This is a genomic window from Mycoplasma zalophi (assembly GCF_025486335.1).
GTDB lineage: Bacteria > Bacillota_I > Bacilli_A > Mycoplasmatales > Metamycoplasmataceae > Metamycoplasma > Metamycoplasma zalophi.
This window is the reverse complement of sequence record NZ_JAOOPZ010000001.1, coordinates 123,595-143,047: the sequence shown is the minus strand read 5'-3', so window position 1 is coordinate 143,047 and position 19,453 is coordinate 123,595. Positions and strand designations below refer to the sequence as shown.

Sequence of the window (19,453 nt, the reverse complement as noted above, 5' to 3'; positions counted from 1 at the left end):
ACTTCTCTTTTAAAATCGCGTTTTTTTATTACATATTTAGGAGAAATTATGAGAAAAAATAAAAAAATTCTTTCAGTTATTGCTGGATTAGGATTAGCAACTTTATTAGCTGCTCCTCTACTTGCAGCATCATGTACTAAAGAAACACGTTTTGACCAAGTAAATGATGGAAAGATTAAAATTTTATCTTCTTGATCTGAAACAAATAAACAAGGAATAGCTTTAAAAGCTGTTGTAGAAAAATACAACGAGTCACAAAAAAATGAACCTGGATTTATGCCGGTTGAAATTATCACTAGTGCAAAAGGTTATTCAGATAATGAATGAGAAGCAAAATTAGCAGCTAAAGATAAATCAACATTCTTTAACTTAATGATTAACTATCCAACTGTAGCTTCCAAAATTGCTAAATATGACATGAATTTAAGCTTCAACACTATTAAAACAGAAATAGATAACGTATTCAGTACAGAATTTACAGCTATCAACTCAAGTATTGCTGGAAATAAAAATGGAGAATATCTAGTTATTCCAACAACAAGATCTGGAGAAATGAATTCAATCGACAAAGCATTATTTGGAAAATTCCTAAAAGAATTACAAGATAATGGAGCAACAATAGCAGAAGATTCAAAAGAATGAGCAAATGAATTTATTAATCAATATACAAATGCTCAATTTAAAGCAGAACATGATTATATTGACTCAGAATGAGCTTCAGGAAAAACAACTGGGGAAGACTTAGAAACAGCTAAATCTGCAATAAGTGGTTATGTAATTTCAAAAACAATGCTTGATAACTATGTTGATTTATTAAAATTTGCAACATTAGCAAAAAGTTTATATGCAAATAATAATAATTATGTAATAGGGTTAGATTCATTTCCAAATGCAACATTTGTAATGGCAGCTTCACTAAATAACTCAGCTGACGGATCATTAATTGTTAAGGACGACAACAACCAAAGAGATGGTGGATTTGACTTCAATGCTTTAACAACACCAGGAACAAAAGAATACCAAAGATTAGAAGAAATCTATAATGCTATTAAACAAGCAATTGCTACAAAAGCATTATTTATTGGTGGGTCAGGATCATATGGATCATCAACTTTAACAACACATAAAATGGCTATGAGTATCGGTTCAACAGCTGGATATACATACAACTTTGTTAAAGGAGAAAAAGTAACATTTGATTTTAATAAAAATCTAGCAATAAAAGGTTCAATTCAATATGCTAACTTACTAGGAGAAAAAAATACATCTAAGGCAGATTCAATTTTTACAATTAAAGATGGTTCAGAGCATGTTAACAATTTATATGCTAGACCATTAACAGATGCTGATGGAAAATATGACCTTGGAACTGAAGCAGGTGATACAACAACAGTTGAAAAATTAAATACTTTAACAGCAAGTTCAATTGGCGGGGTTTTAACTTCAGATAATAAACTTAAAGAAGAAAATGGGAAGGTAGTATACAAAGTTTCAAAAGATAAATCAATTATCTTAGAAGGTGCAATTAAAATTGGAAAATTAGGACAAAAAGGTAAAAAATTCTTTGATCATTTCTTCTTACCAACTTCATTAGTTAATGTTGTTGATTTACCAAAAGAAAAAACATTACAAGAAAATGAAGCAGCATTTTTAAACGCTCCTTCAAAATTTAAAAAAGATTCTACAACAAGCCAATTTACATTACAAGGACCATCAATTATTGGAATTCATGCTAATGCAGAAGAAGATAAAAGTACAACACAATTTGTTAAATGATTATTAACAAATAAAACAGAAACTATTGAAATTCCAGAAAGCAAAACTTCTACAAAAACTTATACAAATCAAACACCTATCGAAGTTTTAGCAGACTTTGGTTCATACGTAGTTCCATCAAAAGACTTGTTAGCAAAAGATCTACAAACATTAGAATTAAACACTGCGAATAAATTATTATTTAAAAATCTTCAAGCTATTTCTAATACACCAGCTGTAAATAAAATTGTTGAAGACGTTGCAGCTCCTAAATCACAAACATTAAGAAATGCACTTGAATCAGCATCTAGAGCAGCATTTGATAAAGCTGTTCAAAATCAAGATTTTACATTTGAACAATTTGTAAGCAAAATTAAAGAAACTTTAAAATAATAAAATGAAATTCAAAAAAATAAAAAATAAACTTATTTTATCAACATTAGCTATTTCAGCTTTTGTTTGTTTTTTAACAACCGCAGTTTCTTGTTCTTATGAAAATAAAGATAAAGAATCAAGTGATCGGCAATTTAGAGAAGAAATAAAGTTAGATTTTGATGAAAATATTGGTAAAAAATTAAATGAAACTATTACCGTTGAAGTGTGAGAAGATTTTTTTAAAACAAAAAAAGTAAAAAAAGAATTAACATATTGAGAACAATTTAAACCAGTTGAAGGAACTGTTGTTCAAGTTTATGATGGCGATACATATTTACTAGAATACAAAGATGAATCTGGAAATGTTGTTAGTCAAAAAATTCGTTCTTGAGGAATTGATACACCAGAAACAAAATCTGTTCATACACCTAATGTATCTGATTTAGAACAAGAATATTCTGATAGAGATACCGAACATGCTAAAAGTTTAATTTTAGGAAAAGCAGTAAGAACATACTTTTTCCCAAGTGGTTCTACTTATGATAGAAGAACTGGAATTACATTTTTTGGAGATAATTTTGAAAAATGTTTTGAATTCCAAATGTTAAAAGATGGATTTACATTATCTAGAATGACACTTGTAGATATTAATAGTTTTAAATCTGAATATTCAAAAAAACAAAAAGATTCAATCCCTGGATTATTTTTAAAGGATTTTGCATATGCTGCAAATCATGCAGTTTTAAATAACAAAGCATTTTATGAAAAATTCAAAACACCATTAGAACTTCAAGAAGCTGTCTATGGTTCTCATGGGGATGTTTTATCAAGATTTATGTATTTACCTTCACTATTAAATAATAGAGAAGCAGTAAATGAAGAAAATAATATATTTAAATTTTTAGAAAAGAATAATAAATAAAGGAGAAAAAATGGCTGATTTTATTGAAGAACATCAAGAAAAAATGTTTCAATATGCTCAAGAGCGTTTTGAAAATAAAAAATCAACCCCTGCAATTGAAATCAAAGATTTAGTTATTGATTTTGGCGATGCTATTGCTGTTGATAATGTTTCTTTTTCAATCAATAAAGGTGAATTAGTTACTTTACTAGGACCTAGTGGTTCAGGTAAATCGACAACCTTAAATGCAATTAGTGGTCTATTAAAACCAACAAGTGGAAAGATTTTCTTTAGTGGAATTGATGTAACTAAATACTCACCACAACAAAGAGAATTAGGTTTAGTATTTCAAAATTATGCATTATATCCTCATATGACTGTTTATGACAATATTGCTTTTCCTCTTGCAAATGATGAACATTGAAAAGCAGAAACAATTGAAAATTCTCGTCGCGCACAACACAAAATATATGAGTTAATTTTAAAACACTATACTGTTTCAGAAGAAGAACTATCAGAACTACAAAAACAATTCTTTATGACTATTGATAACCCTAAAGAAGGTTATAAATATTTATTAGAATTAAAAAGTCAAAAAAATGATATTACTGAACATTCAACAAATGAAATTTCAAGACTAGAAGCTAAAAAACTAGCTCAAGGTAATAAATTAACAAAAGAATTAATTCAAAATATAAATACCTTAAAAACAAATTTAAAAGTTTCTAAATCATTTATTGATTTTAAAACAGATAAAAGATATTTAAATATTGAAAAAAATATTAATACTTTATTAGCGGAATTTTCAAGTTACTCAGATAACTTTTCAAAAGAAGAAACAAAATTAAGAGATGTTGAATTTAAAGATTTTAAATTAAAATCAAACAAGGAAACTAAAGAACTAGCTCTTGAAAATAAACAAAATTACAATTTAACAAAAGAAACAAAATGTGTTTTAAAATGTTTAAATAAACGTTACTTAAATTATCAAAAATCATTAGTATATAGTGCAAATATAAATAAATTATTTGAAATACAAAATACAAGATTATCTGAATTAAAAACTAAATTTAAAACATTAAAAGACAATATTGAACAATTATTAGTAAAAGCATTTGCAGATTTTGACAAAATTAATTCAAATGATATTCTAAGTTCTAGAATGTATGGTGTTTATCAAAATACTCTAGAAAATATTTACAAATTAGAATATAAAATAGTTTCACTAAGAAACAAATTAGAGCTTAATGCAGCAAAAAAAATGTATCACGCTGACTCACTTTTATCACGTAAACATGAAATTAATTCAAAAATTAAAGAAACACAAAAACGTAATAATTTAATAAAAAAAGATATTAAACAAAAATACAAAACATCTATTATTAACTTATTTAATCCAATTTTTGAAAAAGAAAATATTAAAGCTTTAACATTTAGTTCAAAAATTACTGAATTGCAAACAAAATTACCTTCTGACTTACAAACAGAAATAAAAGAACTTGCAAAAGAAATAGTTACTATTTCTGAAGCAATTAACCGTGATGTTTTAGAAGTTGCACGTAGAGTTGATATAACTAAAAACTTAATTAAAAGACAAACACAATTAAGTGGTGGACAACAACAACGTGTTGCGATAGCTAGAGCAATTGTTAAAAAACCTAAAATTTTACTTTTAGATGAGCCACTAAGTAACTTAGATGCTAAATTGCGTATTTCAACAAGAAAGTGAATACGTGATTTACAAAGAGAAAGTGGTATTACAACAGTATTTGTTACTCACGACCAAGAGGAAGCTATGTCAATTAGTGACAGAATAATTTGTATGTCAACCGCTTTAGTTCAACAATTAGGAACACCAATGGAATTATATGAAAAACCTAAAAATGAATTTGTTGCAAAATTCCTTGGTATGCCAGAAATGACAATTATTGAAGCTGAAGTAAAAGATAACTGAGTAATGATTAATAAAAACCCAATTTTAGAGCTTAAAAATTATAAAAATGACAAAATTAAAGTTGGATTTAGAGGGGAAACATTAGTTGAAGCTAAAAATGGAATTATTAATGGTACCCTAAAAACCGTAGAATATTTAGGAAAAGAAATTCAATCACAAATTTATTTAGATGATTTAAATGTATTAGCTAATGTTTACTTAACTAAAAAAGATCACTATGAAATTGGTGAAAAAATTTCACTAAATTTAAAAAATGTAGATAAAATACACTTATTCGATATAAAAACCACACAAAGAGTTGAACAATAATGCTTAGTTGAATTAAATTAAGATTTATTAAAAAATACCGTATTAAAAAACATTACAATGCGGCTAGCGTAATAAATCAAAAACAACCTTTTTACAAACCTTTTATATTGATTTTACCGTCATTATTGACAATATTATTATTTACATTAATACCTTTTATATTAGTTATTATGGATGCTTTCTTAATTCAAAGAAATAGCTTTAATGCTGGTAATTTAGAATTAAGTCATGGTAACTTCGTTAAATTATTTGGAGGAACATTTACTTCAGATGGTGTAACACAAACATATGAAGCAGATAAATGATTTGTAGCAGGTGTAAGAAACTCAATCATTTATGCGATTGTTGCATTACCTATATCACTAGTAATTTCACTACTTATATCTTCGGCAATCGCAAACGTTTTAAGAAAAAAATTAAGAGGATTTTTCCAAACCATATTCTTTATTCCTTATGTAACAAGCGGAATAGCAGTATCAGTTACTTTCTATTTCTTATTTGATACTCAAAATGGTTTTATTAATCAACTTATTGATAAAAAAATACCAATTCCTTGATTAACTAGTGGAGAAACTTCATCATTTTATGCTTTTGTTGTTATATTAATTAGAGGGGTATGAGGTAATTTAGCTTTTCAAATTCTTTTATTAACAACAGCTATGTTATCTGTTAATCCTAGTTTGTATAAAGCAGCAAGTATTGATGGATCTCATAAATTACAACAATTTTTCTCAATTACTTTACCATCAATAAAAAGAACAGTATCGTTTTTAATAACGATTGGAATTATTGGTGGAATCAAGATATTCCCATTAGCCTTATTTAATAATAATGCTTTAGAAGGATTCCATAATGGAGGATCAAGTATTATGTTATACATCTTCTACTTTGTGCGTGAAGATGTACACCTAGCAGCAGCTGCGTCACTTGTTTTATTTGTTTTAGGAGTATTTATTTCATTTACATTAAGACGATTAGTAACAATTACATACAATATCAGTATAAATTTAGGAGTTAAAAATGTTTCGAACAAAATTATGAATAAAAGAAAAGTATCTAAAAAAATCTTTAGCTTCTAAACAAGAAAAAATTTCAAAACAAGTTGAAACAGCGAATTTAATTGGAAACTTACTTGGATTCTTCTTTAAATTTTTTGTGTTCGTATTTTTTGGATTATTAATCCTATTCCCATTCTATTTTATGATTTCTATGTCATTACTTGACACACAAGTTGTATTGATATCAGATAATTCTAACTTACCCATTTATCCTAAAAAATTTGAAGGAGATGGACTAAGTTTACATTTTGAAAACTTTAAACAAGCTTTTCAATCAGGATATTTTAAATCACTAGTTATGACAGCTGGTGTAACTGCAATAAGTGTTGTAGGAAAAATATTCTTCAGTATAACATTTGGTTATGCATTTAGTTTGAGAAAATGAAAATTTAAAAATGCTTCATGATTGTTATTTTTAAGTTTATTAGTATTACCAGAAGTAGCTTTATTATCTGGACAATATAAAATAGCAGTAACATTAGGATGACAATCTGGACCAATGCAATTAGTTTCACTATCTATGCCATTTGTTGCTTCAGTATTTTCTGGTTTTATGTATAGAAATGCATTTGAAGCAATTCCTGATTCAGTAAGAGAAAGTGCTATGATTGATGGTGCAAGTGAATTTAAATTCTTTGTTAAAGTAGCAATTCCTATGGTTAAAGCAACAACCTGAACAGTTGGAATTCTTACAGCTTTTGCAGCATGAAACAGTTTTATTTGACCAAGTTTAATTTTAAGTGGATCAAATAATAATGGTTATAGCGTTTTAAACTTATGACTATTTACAACTGGAAAAAGTACAGAAACTGAAGTTTCACGTGTATTTATAAACATTCGTATGGCAGCAGTAATTTTAGTAATTTTACCTATGTTCATAACTTATTTCTTCTTTAGAAAACGTATTATGAATGCTATTTCAAGACAAGGTCAAGCCACAAAAGGATAATTATGACATTTAAAACAAAAGAAAAAATTAAAAAAATAACAAAAACAATATGAAGTAAAAAACGTTTAGTTTTTAGCTTTATTGTAATAGTAGTCGGATTAGCTTTTGTTGTACTTGCTTTTTATGGATTATTAGCATTGCCATTTAAATGAAACTAATAAGAAACAAAAATTACCCTTTTTAATTGGGTGATTTTTTTATAAAAAACACAGGGTACAAAAGTTACCCTGCTTTATGCAAATTTAAGAAATAAGAATCACTTATCCCAACTTAACTATCAAATTGTTAAACATTCAGTCATCACCATTCGGTTAGCTATTTCGAATGTATTGTGAGGTTTTACCCAAGAAACTTGCCTTTGATTATTGAAAAATCTAAGTTTTCTTCTTCAGTTTTTCGTTTCTACTTCTATACAGACTCTTTATACGCATATTACTATGTTTCAACTGAAATTACTGTTTGATATCAAGAAATTGCTTTCTCACATTCACAATTTCTTACAGCAACAGAGTTATAGAATACTTTTTAACAACCAACAGCTAATTTTTACTTTTTTCTCAATTGCTATACATTAGCTTCTCTTTTGGAAGGGAATTTCACCCCCAAGAAAAAATGCTTTAACCCCAAGTAAGGTTTATTCAGCCATTAAATTTGCTTGTATATAAATATATCACAAAAAAATTAATAATGATATTTTAATTAAATTTTTATAAACAAACAAAAAAGTTAATTATATTATTATATAAGGAATTTTTGTTTTTTAATAAATATTAAAAATTATTCGTTTAAATTAGTTGTCTTATGGCTTAAAAAGTACTAAAATTATTAATAGGTACATTTGTTTAAATGTACTTGCATTTTTGAAAAAATAGGAGACCAAAAAATGAAATTCAAAAAACGTTCTTTATACTTATTTTTAGGTACTGCGGCAATGATAGCAACTATTTCACCAGCAGTTGCTGCTTCATGTACACCAAGTAAGGTAGTAGAAAACGAACAAGATAAACAAGCTATTGAAGCACAACTAGCTCGTATACAAGATATTACAAAACGTGCAAGTAATTTTATTAATGACAAATTATGAGCAAAAGAATTTAGTAATTACAAAAATCAATTGCTAGGAATATTACAATCAATTAATGTTTTAAAAGACATTAAAGATGCTGACACATTCAAAACAGAAGTAGATAATTTACAACAAAAATATACAGATTTTAAAAATGAATTTGCTAAATCACCTTCTTTAGATGAATTACGTAAATCAACATCTGAATATGTAGATGAAATCACTAAAATGTACAATTCATTTACAGCTGAAAGAGAAAAATTATTTGGAGAAACAGCTGGAGCTTTAACAGATGAAACTAAAGAAGCTTTATTAAAATATGAAAAAGCTAAATTAGCAGAATTCCAAGCTTATTTAACAAAACAAATTTCTACAAGTGAAAGAGTTTGAATAGGATCAATAATAACCAAAATTCAACAAGATATTGCATTAGTTGAATCAGACATTAGATATGTTGGTGGAGATGCAGCTGCTTTAGCAAGTGATTCAATGCTTCAATTCTACTTCAGTGGAATTTACTGACAATTTTATGGAGCAACAGAAGCATATATTGACCAAATTATCGCTAACTTAAAAGCAGGAGCTGAAAAAGGAATTACAAACTCTAAAGTTTATGTAAAACGTGGTGTAGCAACATTATTACAAAGAGATTTCAAAAAACAACTAGACAATTTCTTTAAAACTAAGGCAGATGGTAAAGATAAATTGACATTAAATGCATTTTTAGATGATACAGATTTAATGGGTGAATTAACTTCACGTCAACAAATTATTAAAAAATTCTTAAAATACTATGGAACAGAATATTTAGCAAAAGCCCATGGTGAAGGTTTAGATACAATTACATTATCAAAATCAAACTTCTCAGATAATGATAAAGCGCCAGAATTTGAAAAAGAAGACACATATGTATTACCTGGTACATTAGATGACAAAATATATGGATTAGGATATACAAATGCTGATTTGGCAGCTAAAAATGTTGGATTAGGTGGAATGAAAAACAAAGAAGCTGCTAAAAAAATATATGAAGCATTATTATTTAGTAATTTAACAATCAAAAAAACAGCTCAAGAAATTTATGATTGAGGAGTTGAAAGATCAAAAGGTGACTTAGCGGCATTTGAATTTGTTGCGAATAAAATTGCAACATTAGTTACAGGTTCAGAAAGCGCTGATTGAACTCCAACAGTTAAATATAATGCAATTAAATTAGATGCAACATCTAATAATAAAGCTACTTCTGAAGATGTTACATTAAATATTCGTGTCGGTGGAAAATTAAACATTGAAGAATGATACAAATGATTAACCCAAGACGATATGTATTATGGTTTAGAAGCTACAATGACAGCAGAAAAAGCTGATCAAATAATTAAAGATCCAGCATATGCTGAATATGTTGCGTTAGCTGATTCTAAAGGATTTGCAAAATATAAAGATTCAAATGATAAATATGACTTTAATGAATCAATTACAAACAAACAAATGTATGCTTCAGGATTAGAAGCTCTAAAACAATACAATATTTGAAGAGAAAAAACACAAGATTTTGCATCTTCATACTTCAATGAAGGTATAGAAAATGTTAAGATTGTTCCTGTTGATGAAGATTCAGATGACTTAGGTTCATACAGTACACAACAAGGTGCATTCTTCTTCAACCTAAAACCATACATGGGACTACCAAAATGATCAACAACATCATTTGTTAACCATGAATCAAAAATGGGACACCACAACCAATTATGATACACAAAATCATATGCAGCCAAAGAAGGAGATAAAAAACTAGAAATTTTTGATTCTACTGCTTATGCTGAAGGTTGAGCATTATTTATGGAATGATTTGCTATTGAAACAGGATGATATGGAACACCAGATTATAGCGATGCAAATAACTATGATAAAATTCCTACAGACTTCTACCATGCAATTGATGGATATTTACCAGCTTTAGCAAATGATGGACAAGCATCAACTGAAGAAATAGCATATTTAAAAGAAGTTGCTGGAGGAACATACTGAAATTTAGCAAAATCAGTTCAAACAAATTTAACAGATACTGAAGCAGCTAAAATAGCAATTCAAATTGGTAATTTAATGCAATACTATGGAGCAATTAACGAAGCTACTTTACGTGATAACCGTCTAGCTCTAGATACAGCATTACATGGTGTTATTGATTCACCAGATGAATACATTGGTTCAGGAATTAGCATAAACGACCAAAGAGAATTCATGAAAAAACACTTACAATTACCTTCAGATATCAATGCATATCCAAAACGTTACTTAGGATACTTAGGACAAGCTACTTCTTACAACACAGGTAAAGAAGTTATGAAAGATATCTACAAAAAAGTTCAAAAAGCTTCAGGAAAAACAAGAAAAGAATTTGCAGAAGACAAAGAAACATTGAAAAAAATGTTCAACTTATATCTATCATATGGAAATATTCCATTGGATGTTTTAGAAGAATTAGTTCTTTCACAAATGATACCAACTGTAGAAGAAAGCGACAAATATTAGTTATTAATAAAAATCCAGTGATTCACACTGGATTTTTTAATTTGTGTTTCAAGGTATTTCTATGGTGAATAAAGGTGTTAAATAAACAGTTGGATCATGTCTTCGTCTTCTTAATAATGCTGTTGATCTTCTTCTACGATCTAAATGATTTTTTGCGTCATGATTAATTTGAACTGATAATTTTATTAAATTAGGATTATTTGGAACAACATCAAAAAAGAATCTAATATCAATATAACTTCGATATGATCTCCTTTCAATTGAATCCAAAGGGGGCATATCAACTGAAAAATATTTATTTATCTCTTCATCTTTAAAAATTTGAAAATAATCTATTTGATAATTTTTTCAATCATTTGCTTTAATTAATTGCTTTTTAATTTTATTAAATAATTCAATAAATTCATTAACACTTATGTCAGCAACATCTATATTCTTTTTGAAATTCATTTTTTCTAAAATAGGTTGTGTTTCTGATCGATGAATTTCAAAATAATTATCTCAATTTCCAACTGAGTTTACTATTTTATAGCCAAATAAACTTGTTAGTGATTTTGTTGTTGGTTTTGAAGGATTTTGATTTTCAATTCCGGGTTTTTTTGGTGTTTCTGAACTATTGTTTTTAGGTTTAGAATTATCTGGTTCTTTATATTTGGGATTAATTATAGGTGAAGATGGGCTATTATCTGTTGTAAAATCTAAAAAAAATGAATCTGAATTGTTACTTATATTTTCTCAATTAGGTCTGTTTTTATCATAAGTTTTACATGAAATGACAAAAAAAACAGGAATTAAACTGCAAGTTATCGAAGTATATAAAACTAAATATTTTCATTTATTTTTAGCCATATAATAATTATAAATTTATTTAAATTTAAATATATAAAATACACTAAAAAAAGAAACTTTATTACATAAAAAATGTATAATTTGTTAAAGGATTATAAGAATGATAAAAAAAATAAAAAATAAATTTTTAATAAACATATTAATTTTTATTGTCAGTTTTACTGTGATTTTTTTTATTATAAATATTTTAATGCAATCAAAAATTAAACAAAATACAAACAACAATTTCGAAACAAATATATTATTAAACTTTATAAATTACGTAAAAAATATATTTAATGGTTCATTTGGTCAAATTTATTCAGAAACTATTGCAAAAACAAATGTATCAATTCCTTATTTGTTTTTTAGTTATTTTGGACTAAGTTTAATTTTTTGTTTAATAACATTTTTATTTTCATTAATTATTGGTAATATTTTAGGTATTATAAGTGCTAAATATATAAATAATGTTCCTGATAAATTATTTACAACAATAATTAACATTTTTACTTCAATACCTTTAATTATATTAATGATTATTTTATTAGTTTTTTCTAGTGCTTGAGGTTTTCCTTCTCAATACATAATTAACTCAAAATATACTGAATTTTCAATAATAGTACCTATATTTATTTGTTTTATAGGCACAGTTAATTTTTTCTTTTTTAAATCAAGAAAAGCATATTTAGATTATATAAATTCAGAACATTATACTTTTGCAAAAGCTTTGGGGTTTAGTTACATAACAATTTTTAAAAAATTTATTTTAAAGCAATTAGTTATTAATCAAGTTAAATATTTATTTCCTATTTATACAACGTTAATCACAATTTCATTAGTTGTTGAAAGAATATTTAATATTCCTGGCCAAAGCGTTTTAATAAGTTTTGCCTACAATAGAGCAGAAATTGATATATTAATGTTCTTTTTTACTTTTTCTTTAATAATAATGGTGGTACTTCAAACATTATTTGACATTTTAATAAATACTTTAAATCCCCAACAAACATTGCAACAAAATAATTTATCAATTTTTTCAGTAAGAAGGTTTAAGTATGCAGCCAAATAATTTTAAATTTATTGATAAGTGAACTTACAATAATGATAAAGTACCATTAAAACAAACAGAACAAAAACAATTTTGAAAAAGATTTTTTTCAAAAAAAATAAATTACTTTATTCTTGTACTTTTTATATTAAGTTGTGTATGTTTGATAAGTTTTAGGATTTTTATTCAATATAATCCAGAACAATCAGTCAGTGTTGAAAATGATTTAGTAAATAATTTAAATCCTGCATTAAATCCACTTATAAAAAGAAATTTTGAACGTGGTGATACACTAAATTTTGTTTATAAAATAAGAGATTTAGAAGAAATAAGAGCAAAAAATCTGCTAATTGATCCAGTATTTAAAATATTGTTTGATTCATCTTATTTAGCAGGCGGAGGAAATAAAACAATAAATACTGATATAGTTACTTTAATATATAATCCTTATGATTTATTAAAAGCAATTGAGTTAAACGGTCTTTCAGAAGAAGTACATAATTATAATTTTATTTTAGGAACAAATGCAAATGGAATTGATATTTGATCAAGAGTTTGATATTCAATTTTCAATACAATTTCAATATTGGTAATTGTTACATTTTTAAATGCAATAATAGGAACATTTTTAGGTTCTTATGTTGCCTTAAATGAAAATAAATTTATTTCTAAGATTGTTGTTATGATTTCTTATGTTATATCTTCTATTCCAGAAATTATTTGAATAATTTTGTTGTGTGCTTTATATAATGGTTCACTTTTAAGTATTTTTGTGAGTTTTTTAGTCATTAGTTGAATACCTTTTTATGAACTTGCAAAACAAGAGGTACAAAGATTAAGAAATTTAGATTTTATTTTAGCATCTAAGGCTATTGGGAAAAATAACTTTCAAATTATTTTTACTGATATATTCAGCAATATTTTTTCAGTTGTTTCCATTTTCTTTGTTGAAAGAATAGCTTTAGGAATTTTAATTGTAAGTGCAATAAGTTTTTTAGATTTTATTAATAATTCATCATATGCCACAATAGGTGTAGTATTAAAAGAATCAATTGAATCACTGTCACAAAATCCTTATTTCTTTGTAACCATCATTAGCTCATTAACTATAATTATTCTTAGTTTTAAATTTTTTGCAAATTCCTTAGCATTTGCAAATGAAGTTAAGACAACAAAATAACAATTTTTAAAATAAAAACCCCTAGTGGGTTTTTTTATTTCTTTTGTGTTGCTTTCTTTTTAAAAAATAAGCTAGTAAAACCAAACAAAATGATAATGAAGAAAAAACAGAAATAAAAATTATTAGTTTATTATTGCTATTATTTTTATTTAATGAGTTTTTTGTTTTTTCTTTTATATCTTTTGTATCATTTTCAGGTGATTTTTGAGTATGTTTTTCAGTGTTTTCTTTTGTTTTATTGGTTTCTGTACTTGTGTTGGTATTGTTGTTTTTATTATCTGATTCTGGAGTTTTAGTTTCTAAATCATTTTCTTTTTTACTATTTCAATTTGCTGTTTTATCTTCTTTTTTTACATTATCTGTATTTGAATTATTTTGATTATTATTTGAAATTTCATTAGCATCTTGTGAAAATTTTGTTTTAGAATTATCTATTTTTTCTGTAGAATTATTATTATTTTCATCATTTGTATTTGTTTCTGCAACATCTGAAATAAATGTGTTTTCATTGTTTTCATTTTCAGCATCTAAATCATTAATTTTGTAGTTATAAAAATTTAAATCAGAGTCACTATTTAAATTTGGTTTTACAATTTTTCCAATTTCATTTATTACTTGTTGTAATTTTAGTTTTATGTTAAAAAATGCTATTTGTGGTAACGAAACACTTATAGGGGTTGTGCTATTTGTTGGATAAATTCCTACGGTATCAATTAATAACCTAAGTTCTTGCTTAGGTTCATTTAATAGGTTTAAAATTCTTGTTTTATCTTGCTGAGTAATTTTATGTTTTGTAAATAAATTTTCTAACACATTAGATTTTATGTAATCAATTAAAGGATTTGCTATGTATTTATAAATTAATGAAGCATTTTCATTTAATTTATTTGTGAAATTAATGTTATTATTTCAGTTTATATCATTAATATTTAAATTTAAGTTAAATAAAGTTTTTATATCTTCTAAATAGAAATTTTTAACCATATTTTTTACATTTTCTTTTGGAATGTATTTTGGGTCTAAAATTTCTTCGTTTGAAAAAATAATTGAAGGATTTATTCTTCATATTTCAAAAAATGTATAATTAATGTTTTTATGAAATCTATAAAATTCATCTTTAAAATATTCTGCATAATAATTTAAAAGATTTTTATATGTTTGTAGATTATTAAGATTCAAACTATTAATTAATTTTTCAAGTTCAGCATTAGTTTTTATTTTCTTAGATTTTTGATTGTATTCTAATTTTGGATCATAATCTAATAAATATAATTTTGGTTTTATTACATGTTCAAAATAAATATTTTGTGATTCATCATCAGTTCTTTGAGTTTCATCATTAACAAATCAAGAATTATTATTATCTAATTCACTAAAATAAAAGCCACTAAAAATTTGTTTAGCTTGATTTGCTCAATATTCATATTTTTTCTTATTTTCTTGTTTTATTGTTCAAGGTGATTTATTTAAATCTTTATTTAATTCTTCGTAACTAAAATTATTTTTATTTTCATCAATTCATCTTTGTCCTAGATATTTAAATATATTTTGTATTGTTTTATTTATAACTTCTGGATTTATAAAATTTATTGAGTTGATTTGGTTATTTAATTCTTGTTGAATTTGATTGTTATTAAATGTATTATTATTTTGTTCAAATATTAAATTGCCTACTATTGTTTTTAAAAAGTCATTAACATATTTATTTATTTGATTATTGATTTGATTTTTAGGTTGCTGTTGGTCAATGTTTTTTATTTCATTTTGTATGGAAATGGAGTCATTTTGAAATGTAGTTTCAAAAATACTTATAAATGATTCTTTTAATGTTTTAATTTCTTACTCTGAATAATTTGAATTACTATGTTCTAAGTTTTGGTTTGTTATAGGTAAATTATTAAAAGGTGTTGTTGTTACAATAGAAAGATTAAGTGATGTTAAAATTAATGATTTCATAGTTATCCTTTTTTGTGAATTAAATAATATTATATACATTGTTTTATTTTTTAAATTAATAAAAAATAAACTCAAAAAAGAGTTCATTAAATTTATAAAAAAACCATAAGACATAACACTTCTCGATGTGGCTGCTATGTTTCCATCCTGACCAGGTTACAAGGTTATTATTCTTATGGCATACTTATTTTAACACAAAAAATCACTGAAAATATAAAAAACAGAGCATTGTTGCTCTGCTTAAATATTTGAAATTATTTAACAATTTCTACAACTGTACCAGCACCAACTGTTCTTCCACCTTCACGGATTGAGAATTTGGTTCCGTTTTCAACAGCGATTGGTGAGATTAAGTCAACAATTAAGTCAACGTTTTCTCCTGGAACAACCATTTCACGTCCATCAGTAAATTTAATTCCACCTGTAACGTCTGTTGTTCTGAAGTAGAATTGAGGTTTATAGTGTGAGAAGAATGGTGTGTGACGTCCCCCTTCTTCTTTTTTAAGTGCATAGATTGTTGCTTTGAATTCTGTGTGAGGAATAATTGTTTTAGGTTTTGCTAAAACTTGTCCACGTTCAACTTCTGAACGATCAATTCCACGTAGTAATAATCCAGCATTATCTCCAGCCATAGCTTCTTTTAAGTTTTTACGGAACATTTCAATTCCTGTAACAACTGTTTTTTTGGTTGGTTTTAGTCCAACAATTTCAACTTCTTCGTTAATTGTTAATTGTCCACGTTCAACTCTTCCTGTTGCAACTGTTCCACGTCCTGTAATTGTGAAAACGTCTTCAACAGCCATTAAGAATGGTTTATCTGTTTCACGAGGAGGTTCATCTATTCATGCATCAACTGCATTCATTAATTCTTCGATTCCAGCTTCATATTTAGCATCACCTTGTAGTGCTTTTAGAGCTGATCCACGAATAATAGGTGTATTATCTCCATCAAATCCGTATGATGATAATAAATCACGAATATCCATTTCAACTAAGTCGATAATTTCTTCTTCACCTTCTAGCATATCTACTTTATTTAGAAATACTACCATTTTTGGAACTCCAACTTGTTTTGAAAGTAGGATGTGTTCACGTGTTTGAGGCATAGCACCATCTGTTGCAGCTACTACTAAGATAGCTCCATCCATTTGTGCAGCTCCTGTAATCATGTTTTTAACATAGTCAGCGTGACCTGGACAGTCAACGTGTGCATAGTGACGAATTTGTGTATTGTATTCAATGTGAGCTGTATTAATTGTAATTCCACGTTCTTTTTCTTCTGGAGCGTTATCGATTGATGCATAGTCACGAGCTTCTGATAACCCTTTTTTAGCTAAAACTGTAGCAATAGCAGCAGTTAAAGTAGTTTTACCATGGTCAACGTGTCCTATGGTTCCAATGTTAACGTGAGCTTTTGAACGGTCAAAATCTTGTTTTGCCATATTAAATCCTTTCATTTTTATACTTTGTTTTTTAATTTAACGCGTTAAACCACCTAAGTATAGTCTTTCATCTATATCCTGTCCATTTCGCATTTATTCTTAATAATTGTACCAAAAAAAGAAAATTTTTCAATATTTGTAATTTTGTATGTTTATAAATTATACATTATAACCATATGATATATACATATTAATTTATTAATTAATATTATAATTATAAGTGTAGAAGGTTAATTATGAATAAAGAAAAGAGTGATGTAGTTAATACAAATGATAATAATTATGTAATTATTATTGAAAATTTAAAAAAGAATTTTAAAAAATTTCAGGCCTTAAAAGGAATATCTTTTTCTGTTAAAAAAGGTGAATTGTTTGGATTTTTAGGTTTAAATGGCGCAGGAAAAACAACAACACTAAATATAATTTTAGGCTTGTTAAAAAAAGATGGTGGAAACATATATATAAATAACAAATCAATAGATGATGATATTGTTTCCATTAGAAATGATATTGGTATTGTATTTCAAGAATCGATTTTAGATCCTGGGTTAAGTGTTTATCAAAACTTATTGGTAAGAGCTAGTTTGTATAAATCTTATTTTAAAGATAGAAATATAAAAGAAGTTGTTAATGAAATAATTGAAGAGTTTCAATTAAAAGATTTTGTTCATAGAAATTATTCAAAATTAAGTGGTGGACAAAAAAGAAGAGTTGATATTGCAAGAGCATTAGTTCATAAACCATCAATTTTATTTTTAGATGAACCAACAACTGGTCTTGATCCAAGTACAAGAAAATTAGTTTGAGAAATTCTTACTAAGATTCAAAAATCAAGAGGATTAACAATACTTTTAACAACTCATTATATGGAAGAGGCTGATAATTGTGATCATGCTATTATTATTCAAAAAGGTCAAAAATTAGTTGAAGGTACACCTGCTGAATTAAAGACAAAATACTCAAGTAGTACTGTAAAAATACACAAATGTTCACAAATTTTAAAAGAAAAATTAGATAGTAATTTAGATAATTATTTAAACTGTACAGTGGTAAATGGAAGTTATGTAATTAAATTTGAAAGTTTTGAAAAAGGTTCTCAATGAATTAAAGAAAATATAGAACAAATTTTAGATTATGAATTCTATAAAGGTACAATGGATGAAGTATTTTTAAATGTAACACAACTATTTGGAGGTTTATAATGACAAGTCAATTATGGCATTTATACAAAAGACATTTTTTAATTTTTATCAAAGATAAAAAAAGAATTTTTTTTACATTTATGAGCCCGATGATAGTGTTTTTATGTTTTATTCTGTTTGCTAGAGCAATATATAAGGCACAATTACCTGAAATGGTACCTGATAATATTAAAAATCAATATGCTGATATAAATTTAATGATTGGACTTTTATCAGTTACTACATTTACTAGTGCAATTAGTTTATCATCGGTTATGATATCTGATGCTGAGAAAAAAATATTAAACGATTTGTATATGACACCAGTAAAAAGCAGTATAGTAAGAGTAAGTTACTTATTATTTAATATATTTTTAAATATAATCATTACCACATTAATGTATTTAGTAAGTATAATATGAATGTTAATAGATAAAACTTTTACAGTAAATGGTATAAAATCTATCGATGTTGAAAAAGGTTTTTATATTTTCATATTTATAATTGTTGGTTGTTTATTAAATAGCTCAATATTTGTATTTTTATTAAGTTTTTTAAAAAGCAGTTCTGCTTTTAGCCCTATATCAGCTGCATTAAGTGCAATTGCAGGATTTTTAATTGGAGCGTTTGTTCCACTACAAACTTTTCCTAGAGGAATAGCAGAAATATCAAGTTTAATACCATCTACTCAAATTAGTAATTTAATTAAGCATTTTGCATTAGAAGGATTAGGAATTTCTGGACAAACAAATACAACCAAAGAATTTATTATTTTATTTGGTCAAGATATTGAATGATGAGGTTCATTTATTTATGTATCATCATGAATAATTGTTGTAAGTATGTTGAACTTGTTTGTACAAAATTCAAAGAGAAAATAATTATTTTAAAAGAAAGCTAGGCTTTCTTTTTTAAT

General features: G+C 26.1%; 14 protein-coding genes, 1 other RNA gene and 1 pseudogene. 12 read left to right on the top strand and 4 right to left on the bottom strand.

Features of this window, described 5'->3' with window-relative positions; translation table 4 throughout:
- Positions 1-48: 48 nt before the first annotated feature.
- The 8 genes and pseudogenes from N8G13_RS00625 to N8G13_RS00590 all read left to right on the top strand — a co-directional run bounded on the left by N8G13_RS00625 (position 49) and on the right by N8G13_RS00590 (position 10,899).
- Positions 49-2,148: a P68 family surface lipoprotein gene (locus tag N8G13_RS00625; protein ID WP_262289019.1), complete on the top strand. Its 2,100-nt coding sequence runs from the start codon at positions 49-51 to the stop codon at positions 2,146-2,148.
- A 4-nt stretch (positions 2,149-2,152) separates the two neighbouring features.
- Positions 2,153-3,052 (top strand): thermonuclease family protein, encoded by a 900-nt coding sequence (locus N8G13_RS00620; RefSeq protein WP_262289018.1) that lies wholly within the window; start codon positions 2,153-2,155, stop codon positions 3,050-3,052.
- Between the two features lie 10 nt (positions 3,053-3,062).
- Positions 3,063-3,491 (top strand): annotated as a pseudogene (locus tag N8G13_RS03320) (ATP-binding cassette domain-containing protein); the annotation flags it as partial.
- Positions 3,492-3,569: 78 nt separating this feature from the next.
- Entirely contained in the window at positions 3,570-5,294 is a 1,725-nt protein-coding gene (locus N8G13_RS03310; RefSeq protein ID WP_391510156.1) for an ATP-binding cassette domain-containing protein, read from the top strand.
- Positions 5,294-6,373: a carbohydrate ABC transporter permease gene (locus N8G13_RS00605; RefSeq protein ID WP_262289017.1), complete on the top strand. Its 1,080-nt coding sequence runs from the start codon at positions 5,294-5,296 to the stop codon at positions 6,371-6,373. The genes N8G13_RS03310 and N8G13_RS00605 overlap by 1 nt, the downstream gene beginning before the upstream one ends.
- Positions 6,315-7,301: a carbohydrate ABC transporter permease gene (locus tag N8G13_RS00600; protein ID WP_262289016.1), complete on the top strand. Its 987-nt coding sequence runs from the start codon at positions 6,315-6,317 to the stop codon at positions 7,299-7,301. The genes N8G13_RS00605 and N8G13_RS00600 overlap by 59 nt, the downstream gene beginning before the upstream one ends.
- 2 nt (positions 7,302-7,303) lie before the next feature.
- Positions 7,304-7,459 (top strand): hypothetical protein, encoded by a 156-nt coding sequence (locus N8G13_RS00595; RefSeq protein WP_262289015.1) that lies wholly within the window; start codon positions 7,304-7,306, stop codon positions 7,457-7,459.
- A gap of 725 nt (positions 7,460-8,184) precedes the next feature.
- On the top strand, positions 8,185-10,899 hold the full coding sequence (locus N8G13_RS00590) for a DUF885 domain-containing protein (RefSeq protein ID WP_262289014.1): 2,715 nt from the start codon (positions 8,185-8,187) through the stop codon (positions 10,897-10,899).
- Positions 10,900-10,935: 36 nt separating this feature from the next.
- Here N8G13_RS00590 and N8G13_RS00585 read toward each other — a convergent pair whose 3' ends face one another.
- Positions 10,936-11,748, bottom strand: a complete 813-nt coding sequence (locus N8G13_RS00585) for a hypothetical protein (RefSeq protein ID WP_262289013.1) — start codon at positions 11,746-11,748, stop codon at positions 10,936-10,938.
- Between the two features lie 190 nt (positions 11,749-11,938).
- Between N8G13_RS00585 and N8G13_RS00580 the strand changes: the two genes are divergently transcribed.
- Entirely contained in the window at positions 11,939-12,799 is an 861-nt protein-coding gene (locus N8G13_RS00580; RefSeq protein ID WP_262289012.1) for an ABC transporter permease subunit, read from the top strand.
- A complete protein-coding gene (locus N8G13_RS00575) occupies positions 12,786-13,958 on the top strand; it encodes an ABC transporter permease (RefSeq protein WP_262289011.1) in 1,173 nt (390 codons plus the stop codon). The genes N8G13_RS00580 and N8G13_RS00575 overlap by 14 nt, the downstream gene beginning before the upstream one ends.
- Positions 13,959-13,979: 21 nt before the next feature.
- On the opposite strand, the gene N8G13_RS00570 is transcribed toward N8G13_RS00575, so the two are convergent.
- The 3 genes from N8G13_RS00570 to tuf form a co-directional block, all read right to left on the bottom strand.
- Entirely contained in the window at positions 13,980-15,137 is a 1,158-nt protein-coding gene (locus N8G13_RS00570) for a hypothetical protein (protein ID WP_262289010.1), read from the bottom strand.
- An 867-nt stretch (positions 15,138-16,004) separates the two neighbouring features.
- An RNA gene (gene ffs / locus N8G13_RS00565) (signal recognition particle sRNA small type) lies at positions 16,005-16,101 on the bottom strand.
- 67 nt (positions 16,102-16,168) lie between these two features.
- Positions 16,169-17,356, bottom strand: a complete 1,188-nt coding sequence (tuf, locus tag N8G13_RS00560) for an elongation factor Tu (RefSeq protein ID WP_262289009.1) — start codon at positions 17,354-17,356, stop codon at positions 16,169-16,171.
- A gap of 236 nt (positions 17,357-17,592) precedes the next feature.
- On the opposite strand from tuf, the gene N8G13_RS00555 reads away from it, so the two are divergent.
- Positions 17,593-18,558, top strand: coding sequence for an ABC transporter ATP-binding protein (locus N8G13_RS00555; RefSeq protein ID WP_262289008.1), 966 nt, complete (start codon positions 17,593-17,595; stop codon positions 18,556-18,558).
- Entirely contained in the window at positions 18,558-19,418 is an 861-nt protein-coding gene (locus tag N8G13_RS00550) for an ABC transporter permease (protein WP_262289007.1), read from the top strand. Before N8G13_RS00555 ends, N8G13_RS00550 begins: the two co-directional genes overlap by 1 nt.
- Positions 19,419-19,453: the final 35 nt, after the last annotated feature.